At 66.2% G+C, this 9,473-nt stretch carries 15 protein-coding genes; 2 read left to right on the top strand and 13 right to left on the bottom strand.

The genetic code is table 11. From position 1 onward, the window contains the following. Nucleotides 1-3: 3 nt before the first annotated feature. Nucleotides 4-654, top strand: coding sequence for a TrkA family potassium uptake protein (locus QMF81_RS07255; RefSeq protein ID WP_281750095.1), 651 nt, complete (start codon nucleotides 4-6; stop codon nucleotides 652-654). 1 nt (nucleotide 655) lies between these two features. On the opposite strand, the gene QMF81_RS07250 is transcribed toward QMF81_RS07255, so the two are convergent. Then, nucleotides 656-823, bottom strand: coding sequence for a hypothetical protein (locus QMF81_RS07250; RefSeq protein ID WP_281750094.1), 168 nt, complete (start codon nucleotides 821-823; stop codon nucleotides 656-658). A 49-nt stretch (nucleotides 824-872) separates the two neighbouring features. On the opposite strand from QMF81_RS07250, the gene QMF81_RS07245 reads away from it, so the two are divergent. Next, the gene (locus QMF81_RS07245; RefSeq protein ID WP_281750092.1) at nucleotides 873-1,814 is read left to right on the top strand and encodes a tRNA-dihydrouridine synthase family protein; all 942 of its coding nucleotides are present in this window, start codon (nucleotides 873-875) and stop codon (nucleotides 1,812-1,814) included. 59 nt (nucleotides 1,815-1,873) lie between these two features. Here QMF81_RS07245 and bioD read toward each other — a convergent pair whose 3' ends face one another. Genes bioD through QMF81_RS07185 form a run of 12 tightly spaced genes read right to left on the bottom strand, consistent with a single transcriptional unit; the run spans nucleotide 1,874 to nucleotide 9,466 of the window. After that, on the bottom strand, nucleotides 1,874-2,578 hold the full coding sequence (gene bioD, locus QMF81_RS07240) for a dethiobiotin synthase (protein ID WP_281750091.1): 705 nt from the start codon (nucleotides 2,576-2,578) through the stop codon (nucleotides 1,874-1,876). A gap of 2 nt (nucleotides 2,579-2,580) precedes the next feature. Next, the gene (locus QMF81_RS07235) at nucleotides 2,581-3,726 is read right to left on the bottom strand and encodes an aminotransferase class I/II-fold pyridoxal phosphate-dependent enzyme (RefSeq protein ID WP_281750090.1); all 1,146 of its coding nucleotides are present in this window, start codon (nucleotides 3,724-3,726) and stop codon (nucleotides 2,581-2,583) included. After that, nucleotides 3,711-4,091 carry a hypothetical protein gene (locus QMF81_RS07230; protein ID WP_281750089.1) on the bottom strand — a complete coding sequence of 127 codons (381 nt, stop codon included), beginning with the start codon at nucleotides 4,089-4,091 and terminating at the stop codon, nucleotides 3,711-3,713. Before QMF81_RS07230 ends, QMF81_RS07235 begins: the two co-directional genes overlap by 16 nt. Further along, nucleotides 4,069-5,211 (bottom strand): beta-ketoacyl synthase N-terminal-like domain-containing protein, encoded by a 1,143-nt coding sequence (locus QMF81_RS07225; protein WP_281750087.1) that lies wholly within the window; start codon nucleotides 5,209-5,211, stop codon nucleotides 4,069-4,071. Before QMF81_RS07225 ends, QMF81_RS07230 begins: the two co-directional genes overlap by 23 nt. Then, nucleotides 5,208-5,567: an acyl carrier protein gene (locus tag QMF81_RS07220; RefSeq protein ID WP_281750085.1), complete on the bottom strand. Its 360-nt coding sequence runs from the start codon at nucleotides 5,565-5,567 to the stop codon at nucleotides 5,208-5,210. The genes QMF81_RS07225 and QMF81_RS07220 overlap by 4 nt, the downstream gene beginning before the upstream one ends. Next, complete coding sequence (locus tag QMF81_RS07215; protein ID WP_281750084.1) at nucleotides 5,564-6,280, bottom strand: SDR family oxidoreductase; 717 nt, start codon at nucleotides 6,278-6,280, stop codon at nucleotides 5,564-5,566. Before QMF81_RS07215 ends, QMF81_RS07220 begins: the two co-directional genes overlap by 4 nt. Beyond that, entirely contained in the window at nucleotides 6,277-6,588 is a 312-nt protein-coding gene (locus tag QMF81_RS07210) for a hypothetical protein (protein ID WP_281750083.1), read from the bottom strand. Before QMF81_RS07210 ends, QMF81_RS07215 begins: the two co-directional genes overlap by 4 nt. Next, a complete protein-coding gene (bioB, locus tag QMF81_RS07205; RefSeq protein ID WP_281750082.1) occupies nucleotides 6,579-7,556 on the bottom strand; it encodes a biotin synthase BioB in 978 nt (325 codons plus the stop codon). The genes QMF81_RS07210 and bioB overlap by 10 nt, the downstream gene beginning before the upstream one ends. Before the next feature lie 44 nt (nucleotides 7,557-7,600). After that, nucleotides 7,601-8,035 (bottom strand): CBS domain-containing protein, encoded by a 435-nt coding sequence (locus QMF81_RS07200; protein ID WP_281750081.1) that lies wholly within the window; start codon nucleotides 8,033-8,035, stop codon nucleotides 7,601-7,603. Between the two features lie 44 nt (nucleotides 8,036-8,079). Then, nucleotides 8,080-8,742: a hydrogenase nickel incorporation protein HypB gene (hypB, locus tag QMF81_RS07195; RefSeq protein ID WP_281750079.1), complete on the bottom strand. Its 663-nt coding sequence runs from the start codon at nucleotides 8,740-8,742 to the stop codon at nucleotides 8,080-8,082. Between the two features lie 36 nt (nucleotides 8,743-8,778). Further along, nucleotides 8,779-9,132 (bottom strand): hydrogenase maturation nickel metallochaperone HypA, encoded by a 354-nt coding sequence (locus tag QMF81_RS07190; RefSeq protein WP_281750077.1) that lies wholly within the window; start codon nucleotides 9,130-9,132, stop codon nucleotides 8,779-8,781. Then, on the bottom strand, nucleotides 9,125-9,466 hold the full coding sequence (locus QMF81_RS07185; protein ID WP_281750075.1) for a hypothetical protein: 342 nt from the start codon (nucleotides 9,464-9,466) through the stop codon (nucleotides 9,125-9,127). Before QMF81_RS07185 ends, QMF81_RS07190 begins: the two co-directional genes overlap by 8 nt. Between the last annotated feature and the right edge of the window lie 7 nt (nucleotides 9,467-9,473).

The raw sequence follows: 9,473 nt of genomic DNA, 5'->3' as shown, positions 1-9,473 counted from the left end.
AGTATGGCTCGTGAGTTCGCCATCATTGGATTAGGAAAGTTCGGCTCCGTCTTGGGACGCTGCCTTCGGGAAAAAGGCCAAACCGTCATCGGTATCGACACGGACCCGGACAAGGTGCGCTTGGCCGCGGAGTACCTGTCCCATGCCTACGTGGCCGAGGCCACGGACAAGACCGCGTTGATGCAGCTCGGCCTGGCAGACTGCGACGAGGTCATCGTCAGCACCGGCCACTCCATGGAAGCGAGCATCCTCATCACCCTGTTTCTCAAGGAAATCGGCTGCAAGCGCGTGATCGTCAAGGCCGTGAGCGAGGACCACGAAAAGATCCTGCGGAAAGTGGGGGCCGATGCGGTCGTCTTTCCCGAAGGCTTTGCCGCCCAGCAACTGGCCGCCCAATTGGCGGTGCCGGGTTTTCTCGACTACCTCCCCTTGGGTGAGGACGTGGTCCTGCGCCAGATCTGCGTGCGCGAGTGGGCGGGCAAGTCCTTGCGCGACCTCGATCTCACCAACCAATTCGGCATTCAGGTGGTGGCCATCCGCAAGGCCGGGACCGAGCATTTTTCCTTTGTGCCGAGTCCGCACAAGCCGCTGAGCGCAGGCGACCTGCTTGTGTGCCTGGGACCGGCCCAGGCCATGGATGGCCTTACGGGCTAGTTTACCAACGCCGCAGCACCCGAGGGAGGATCACCGCCGCAAGCGCGATCACTGCAGCGAGCATCCCTCCGGCAAGCCCTGCCAGGCCAAAGTACTTGGCAAGGAGTCGAATCGCCCCCATGACGCCCAGGGCAAGTACGCCCCCCAACCAGAGTTTCCACCGCCCCATGGCACTGCCTCCTTGTGGAAATGATGCATTGCCCGCCATCTTGGCTCCCATGGCCGGGCTGGGCCACATCGCCTTCCGCCAGGTACTGGCGGGTTTTGGCGGGTATGCCCTCATGGTGACAGAGATGTGCAACGCCCGGGCCGTTGCGACGGAAAACCCCGAAACTTCGCGCGTGTTCCGCTGGAGGCCCGAAGAGCTTCCCTACCTGGTGTGCCAGATCTTCGGCGCCGAACCCAAGGACATGGCCCAGGCTGCCCGGCGCATCGAGGCCGAAGGCTTTGCCGGCGTGGACATCAACATGGGCTGCGCCGTGGCCGCCATCACCCGTCAGGGGGCTGGGGCAGCCCTGCTGACCGACCCGGAGCGCGCCGTGGCCATGGTCGAGGCCGTGGCAAACGCGGTGCGCATCCCGGTATCCGTGAAGCTGCGGACCTTGCCGGGCCGTGACGTGGACGGCACCTGCGCCTTGGCGCGGCGCTTGGCTTGCGCTGGGGCGAGCTGGTTGACCGTGCATCCGCGCGTGGCCCCGGACCGGCGTACCCGGCCTGCCCGCTGGGAAGACATCCGCGCCGTGGTGGAGGCAGTGGATGTCCCGGTCATGGGAAACGGGGATATCTGGCATCCGGAAGACGCGTTTCGCATGCAGGCGCAGACCGGATGCGCCGGGGTGAGCATCGGCCGGGCGGCGGTGGCCAAGCCGTGGATCTTCGCCCAGATCCGCGGCGCCTTTTCCCCGGAGCCATCCATCTTTCTCTCCACGGCCCTGGCCATGGTGGACGCCCTGTGGACCTGGAATGCGGCTGCCTCCGCCATGCAGCTTTTTCGCAAATGGCTGCCCTATTTCTGCGCCAATTTCGTCTATGGCCACACCATCGCCAAGCGCCTGCGGCAGGCGGCCAGCCGGGAGGAACTCGTGGCTGCCCTGGAAAGGGAGCTTCTGCCGTGTCCGGCGCTGGCGCACAGCCCCAATCCCTTTTTGCTGGTGGGATAATCCCAACACCACGGCCCACCAGGGGCAGGTTGGAATCCCTTTGGGGTGGTGGGGTGGACTCAACAGGCCCATTGGAGGACCCGCGTCCCGAGCTCTGCCATGACCGCAGGCGGACTGAGGGTGAGGGAAGTCGGGTCCGTGATGCGTCCCAGGGTCCCCAGCACCGGCACGCCGGTGAGTTCCAAGATGGCGGCGGCGTTTTCCTGGCGCTCCACATGGGGCACGGCGTCCGTGGGGTCGCAGAAGACCACGCCCAAACACGGCGCGGACGCGTACCGAAGGGCTTCCAGGGTGAGTACGGTATGGTTGATGGTGCCGAGCCCTGCCCGGGCCACCACCACACAGGGGGCGCCAAGGGCCTGGGCGAACTCCAGCATGGTCCACCCCGGGGCAATGGGCACCCGAATGCCGCCTGCGCCTTCCACCAGACAGAGCCCGGAGAACCCGCGCACCCAGGCCGCAACGGCCTTGGGGTCGAGAGTGATGCCGGCCGCAGCAGCGGCGATGCTCGGGGCCTTGGGCGCTGGCAGACAGGTGTGCACGGCCGCAGCGGCGGACCACGAACCGCCGGTCACCCGGCGCACCCAGGCGGGATCGGAATCCTGCTCCACATCGCTGCAGCCGGTTTGCAGCGGCTTGAGGTAGCGCACCGGCGTCGTGCAGCGTGGCTGCAACCAGGCCAGCAGGGCGGCGCTTACCATGGTTTTGCCCACATCCGTGTCCGTACCGGTAATGAAAATCGCACGCGGATCCGCAGACGGCATGGTCACTCCGTAAGATCGTGAAGCGCCTGGGCTATGGCGCTGGCAAGTTGGTGGAGATGCTCCTCGGTGTGCTGGGCCGTGACCACCACGCGCAGGCGCGCAGCACCCAAGGGCACCGTGGGGTAGCGGGCGGCAAAGACGAGAAATCCAAAATCTCGAAGACGCCAGGCGACCTTGGCGGCACGGGTTTCGCTGCCCAGCACCACGGCCAGGATATGGTGGGTCCCCAGCACCGGGACGCCAAGGCCCTGGAACAGACGGCGGGCCAAATCCGCCAGGTGGGCTACCTGGCGCCGCCGCTCTTCCTGCTGCCGGACTTCGTGGATCACGGTCGTGATGAGCGTTCCCATCCACGGCGGAAGCGCTGTGGTGAACATGGCCGAAGGCGCCAGGTGCAGCAGGGCGCGCCGCACTTCCGGCGGCCCGAGCACTGCCCCGCCTACCAGTCCCAAGGCCTTGCCCAGTCCCACGGTGCGCACCGGGGCGTATCCTTCGCCAAGGCCCTTGCCGTGCGCTCCGAGCACCCCCACGGCGTGGGCCTCGTCGAGGACAAGCAGGGCGCCGTGCTCGCGGCAGCACTGCGCCATGGCCGGGATGTCGGGGCTATCGCCATCCATGCTGAAAAGCGACTCGCTCCATACAGCGGCAACCGGGGCGCTCGCAAGGATGCGGGCAAGGTGCGGGAGACGATTATGGCCAAAGGAGCGCACCTGGGCGCGGCTGGCGGAAAGCCCGTGCAGGATGCTGCCGTGCACGCGTTTGTCCACCGCCACCAGGTCGTCCCCTTGAAAGAGGGACGCCACCGCGGCGTTGGCCTGCGTGGCGCTGGGAAAGAGCAGGGCGTCAGGCGCGCCGCACCAGGCAGCCAGCGCTGCTTCCGCCTCGTCCAGCTCCGGGCTCTGCCCGCTGACTAGGCGCGCCGCCCCCGCCCCCAGGCGTCTGGGCCGCACCGCATTCCAGATACGGGCGGCCAGGTCTGGATCCCTTGCGATCCCCAGGATATCGTTGGACGAAAAATCCACCAGCCATTTGCCGTCCACCCGCACCATGGGGCCGTGGCGGTCTTCCACGGGCAGCACCGTGCGGCCAAGGCCGCAGGCATCGAGGACACGCAGACGATCGTGCAGCGTGGTCAGGAAGCGAGCCATTGGAAACGGTTCTGGAAAAGGGTTTGCGGGGAGGCTTCCGGCAGAAGGGCCAGGGTCACTGCGGCCGGAGCGGCCAGAAAATCAGCTTCCACCCGGTAGCGTGCGCCGGAAGCGGTCGCGGCCTGAAGAGAGGCGTGAACATGGGTGCCGCGGCCGGGCTGCAGGCGAATGTCGGCCATGGAAACCAAGCGGACCTGCACCATGAACCGGGCCCTCCAGCGGGCGTGCAGGCCGCACGCCTGGGCTAGGGCTTCCAGGAACATGGCCGGACTTCCCCCCCGGGCCTCGGCTTCCAGATACTCCGGGGCATAGGCATGGATACGGCTGAGGGCCTGGCTGGGATCAAACCGGGGTTCCCAGGGCATGGGTCAACTCCATGAGCACGGCGGCGGCCTGGCCGCCGAAACCAAAGCTTTCTACAAGCACAAAGCGCGGCTGCCATGGCCGGCATGCACGCATGAAGGGCAGCCGGGCGCACGGGGTGGCAAGGCCGCGCACCGGCGGCACGAACCCATGGCTGCGGCAGGCGAGCAAGAGGGCAAGCTCCATGAGTCCGCAGGCGGCGGCCCCGTGCCCCAGCCAGGACTTGAGCGCCGTTACCGCACCCGGAAAATCGCTGCCGAGCACCGCTTCCAGCATGGCGGCTTCGGCCGCGTCTCCAGCTCGGGTGCCGGTGCCGTGGGCTAACACCAGAAGCCGGGAGAGGTCCACCGCCGTCCCTTTGAGGGCGCTACGCACCACTGGGGCCATGGTCTTGGGGTTGGGGTCGGTGAGTTCCCGGCCGTCGATGCCTATGCCGGTGCCGAGGACGGAGGCGAGGATGCGGGCCCCGCGGCCGCGGGCATGCTCTTCGGATTCCAGGACCATCATAGCCGCTCCTTCGGCGGGGATGAAGCCGCTTCGTTCTCTATCGAAGGGGCGGATGTCCGCAGGGGCGAGGACTCCGGCGCTGGCGTACGCCGCCACCGCGCGCTCGCCCACCCGGCTGTCGGCGCCGCCCACCAGGGCCACGGAGGTGCGGCCCTCGGCGATGGTCCGGGCCCCCCAGGCCAAGGCTTGCGTCGAGGCCGCACATGCCCCGAGTAGCGTGGCGCTTTCCCCGTGGATGCCCAGGGCCGCGGCCACCAGGGAAGTGGTGGTGGAGGGCATGGCGGACAAGAGCCACAAGGCCTGGGGTGGGGCTGCCTCCAGGTGCGGGCCAAGGCCGAGAAAAAGCGCCGTCCGAGAAAGTGGAGGAGCAAGCCCCGCATCCGCCACTGCCTGCACCGCTGCAGCCACGGCCAGGCGCCCGGCCCGGCAGAGGTAGCGGGCGTTTTTCATGGGACCTACGAGGGCGCGCACATTGGGGGAAGGTGCCGGGGCCACCGGATACCCCCATGGCGATGGGACAAAGGGGGTTTGCCCTCGACGCACAGCCTCGGCCATGGCCTGCGGGCTCGCTCCCAAGGGGGTGACCGCCCCCCAGCCGGTGAGCACAACCTTCATGAGCGTACGTGGACGGCGTAGGCGACAAGATCCGCCACTTGCAGCACCGGACCGGCATCGAGATCCGCAAGGATGGCGCTGATGCGCGCCGGGCTCAGATGGGGATAGCGCTGCGCCAAGGCCGCTTCGGGCGCGGTCTTTTCGTCCGCGGCACGCAGCAGCACCAGACGCAGATCCCGCAAAAACAGGGTGTCGTCCTGCACCGGGATGCCCAGGCGCTGCTGCATGGCCACACCGATTTCCAAAAGGTCGATGGACTGAGCGCCCAGATCCCGCACCAGGTAGGTGGCGGGGGTGATGGTGTGCGGGTCTTGGTCCATGATATCGGCAATGATTCGAATGATTTCGTCAGTCATGATGAATACTTACGCGCTAAGAGTCCGGCGTCCACGGTGATGGAGGTCAAACGGATGCACAGCCCTTGGTCGGAGAGGAGAAACACCATGCAGGAGGCGGCGTCCTCGGGGGATACCCAGGGGAGGTGGGGGTGGTGCTCAAGAAAGGCGGCCCCGCGGCCGGCCTGGGTCAGACCAAGGCGCAGGCTCACGGTGCTGACCCCGCGGCTGGCGAGCTCCACCCCAAGGGTGTGATAGATGCCTTCAGCAGCCCGCTTGAGGGCGCTGTAGAGTCCTTGCCCTGGGGCAGGGACAGCGGCAGCGGTGGAAGAGACGTAGAGCATGCGTCCGAAACGCCGGGCGAGCATGCCGCGGCCCAGGGCGCAGATGAGCTGGTGGCGGTGCGCCCCCATGGCCATCCAGGTGGCGTGGGCCTTGGCGGGGTCCAGGGAGAGCAGCAGGGCGTCGTCTTCCCGCAGGTGCGCCAGATCCACCAGATAGTCCACCAGCGGCGGGTTTTCGGCCAATACCGATACGCTTGCCGCTTCTCCGAGGTGCACGGTGTATATCCGCTCCGGTGGCAGCAGGGCGGCGAGGCGGGCCCGTCCTGGCGCGGAGGCGGCGGTGGCGAAGACTTCGAGCCCTTCGGCGTTGAGGAGTGGAATGAGGGCCAATCCAAGGTCGCAGCTTCCGCCCAGAAGGAGGGCGCGGCGGCCCTGAAAGGTAAGCTTCATGGCACAAGCTCCGCAGAGACGAGCGGCGTTTCGTGAGCGTCAACGAGCATGCCGCGCACGCCGCCCTGGTGCTGGCTGACGCACAGGCGGTAGGTGCCCGGCGGCACCGGGGCGTGGCAGCGCAGCCGCCGGACCGTCCATGTTTGCGCGGCCAGGTGTTCGGCAAGATAGAGCACGGCCGCCAGGGCCAGGGATCCAGGGAGCACGGGAGCGCCGGGAAAGTGCTCCCGCACCCAGGGGTCGTGGGCGGAAAAGGAAAGCTGCGCCGTGATCTGGGAGGGCGAGCGGTGCATGATGGTCAAATCCATGTCCCGGCCTCCAGCATGGCTTGGTCTGCGGCAAGATCCCGCCCCGGAGTCGTGAGGTAATTGCCGAGCATGTAGCCGGTGGCGCCGGCGAGAAGCGCCCAGGACTGGTAGTCTTGGAGCACGCGGCCGCGTCCGCCGGCGATGGTGATGCCGGCGCGGGGCACAAGCAGGCGGAAGAGGGCGATACTTTTGAGGGCCTCGGCCGGGGCAAGGAGGGGCTGGTTCTCCAGTGGGGTCTTGGGGATGGGGGTGAGGAAATTGAGGGGGACCCGGTCCACCTCGAGGTCGCGCAGGGTGCAGGCGAGCTCGATGCGTTCGGCCCATCCTTCCCCAAGGCCGAGGATGCCGCCGCAGCACACGGAAAATCCATGGGCCTTGGCCCGCTCCACAGTGGCGAGGTCTTCGGCGTAATCATGGGTGGAGCAAATGCGGGCAAAGAATGAGCCCGCGGTCTCCAGGTTGTGGTGGTAGCGCACCAGCCCTGCCTGCCGCAGGCAGCGGGCGTCCTCTTCGGAAAGCAGCCCCAAGGAGGCGGCGATTTCCAGGTTCGTGCGCCGGCGCAGGACCTCCACCACCCGACACACGGTCTCCATCTCCCGGGGTAAGAGGCGCAGACCGCTGGTCACCAGGGAAAAGCAGCGCACCCCCCAGGCGGCGGCTTCTTCACCGCGCGCCACGAGGCTGGCCTCATCCAAGAGGCCGTACTGCGAAACCGCAGTGGGCCAATGGCTGCTTTGGGCGCAAAAGGCGCAGTTTTCCGAGCAGCGGCCGCTCTTGGCGTTGACGATGGCGCAGTGGTGCGTGGCTGCACCGAGAAAGGCCCGGCGGATGGTGCGGGCCGCCAGCAGCAGGCCTGGGGTCTCGGAGTCGGGCAGGAGAGCGATCTCCATCGCCGCCTCTGGCGAGACTGTGCCGCCGGCGAGCACCGTTTCCAGGGCGGATTGGATGCGGGGATGGATGGCGTGCATGCCGCTTCGCCTACGAAGCCATCCCCCATGGTGTCAAACCCCTCTTAGGCGTCGTCCACGTCCGTGGCTTCGAGGAGCTGGATGGTGAGGCGCAGGAAATCGGCCTCGGTGATGATGCCGCAAAGTTTGCCCTTCCGCAGCACCGGCAGGCAGCCGAACTTTCCCCGGAGCAGGATGGTGGCCGCCTCTTTGAGCGGGGCGTCTTCACGGATGGTGGTCACTTCCCGCTGCATGATCTCGCGCACCGGGATGCGGGATTCGATCTCTTCTCGGGTTGCGGAATCGATGCCTGCAAGTTTGGAGACCGTAGCGGACAGGATATCCCGGTGGGTCACCAGACCCACGAATTTTCCGGCGTCGTTCACAATGGGGATGTGGCGGATGCGGGCCAAACTCATGAGGTCCTTGGCCGCACTCAAGGTATCGGTTTCTTTGAGGGTGAACACGTCTTCCGTCATGATGTCCTTGACTTGGAACATAGGGTCCTCCTTTGAGGAATGCTCGAAAATGGAGCGCATGCGATCTAGCGTGCCGCCCGCTTGGCTTCCAGACTCCTGCGCAGCCACGCATACCATACGTCCATGCCCTGGCCGGAAAGGGCCGCCACCTCGAAGATCTCCAGCTCAGGGTTGACGGCGCGGGCAAAGGCGCTCGCCCGGGCGGGGTCAAAGGGCACGTAGGGCAAGAGATCGATCTTGTTGAGGAGCATAACCCGGGATTGGGAGAAGATGAAGGGATATTTTTCGGGCTTGTCGTCCCCTTCGGTGACACTCAAGATGGTCACCTTGGCGTCCTCGCCCAAAGAAAACTCCGCCGGGCAAACCAAGTTGCCCACGTTTTCGATGATGAGGATATCCAGGTCGTCCAGCCCGAGCTGCTCACAGGCCTCGCGCACCATGGTGCTATCCAAGTGGCAGCCGCCATGGGTATTGATCTGCACGGCCCGGGCGCCGGTGGCGGCCACCCTGCGGGCGTCGTTTTCCGTCTGGCAATCGCCTTCGATGACTCCAAAGCGCAACTGTCCGCGCAAATCCGTAAGTGTGCGCTCGAGGAGGGTGGTCTTGCCCGATCCCGGGGAGCTCATGAGGTTGAGCACCAACAGGCCATGACGAGCGAAGATGCGGCGCAGCTCTTCGGCGCCGGCGTCGTTGGCTTCCAGGATATTGCGGGCGACTTCCACTTGCATGGGCTCTTCTCCTTGCAATTCAGGTTGCAGGCCGGACTATTCGGCCTCGATGTGGTCGATGTAGAGTTCCCTTCCAGAAAGGACATGGTGGCCGAGCTCCGTGCCACAGGCCGGACAGGGCATCAAGAAGCGTTCGTTCTCCGATGGAGAAAACTCCTCGCCGCACTGGCGGCAACGTACCCGCAGGGGGACCATCTCCGGTTCCAAGCAGGCCCCGGCGAGATCGGTGCCCACGGTCAGGACCTCAAAGGCCGTCTCCAAGGCTTCAGGCACCACTGCGGAAAGCTCCCCGTGTTTGACCCGTACCCGGATAAGGCGCTTGAGGCCGTGCTTGGCCATTTCTTCGCGCACGATGGCGAGGATGCCCTCCACCAAGGATAGTTCATGCATGATCCACTCCTTTTTCGCTGCGGTAGGCGGTGTCCAGGGCGTGATCGAGATGGATGGGCACGGCCCGAATGCCGCCATTTTCCAAGAAGTACCGGGTCATCCGCCACTCGGCGTGGTCGATGACATCCACCACCCCGCGACCTGCAGCGCCCAAGACTTCATGGATTGCGTGAAGGTCGGCCTCCGCGTCCCGCCACAGGCCTTCGTGGACAAAGTCGAGGCTTCCATCGGCTTGGAAGGTGACTTCGTACCCGGCCAACATCTGCGCGATGCGATCGAGGACAGGTTTCGGCGCCCCAGCGATGTGCCCATACACCCGAAATTCCGCACGCATGCGGCCT

Source organism: Thermodesulfomicrobium sp. WS (assembly GCF_027925145.1).
Lineage (GTDB): Bacteria > Desulfobacterota > Desulfovibrionia > Desulfovibrionales > Desulfomicrobiaceae > Thermodesulfomicrobium.
The sequence above is the reverse complement of the archived record's forward strand: the minus strand, read 5'-3'. Positions and strand labels throughout refer to the sequence as shown.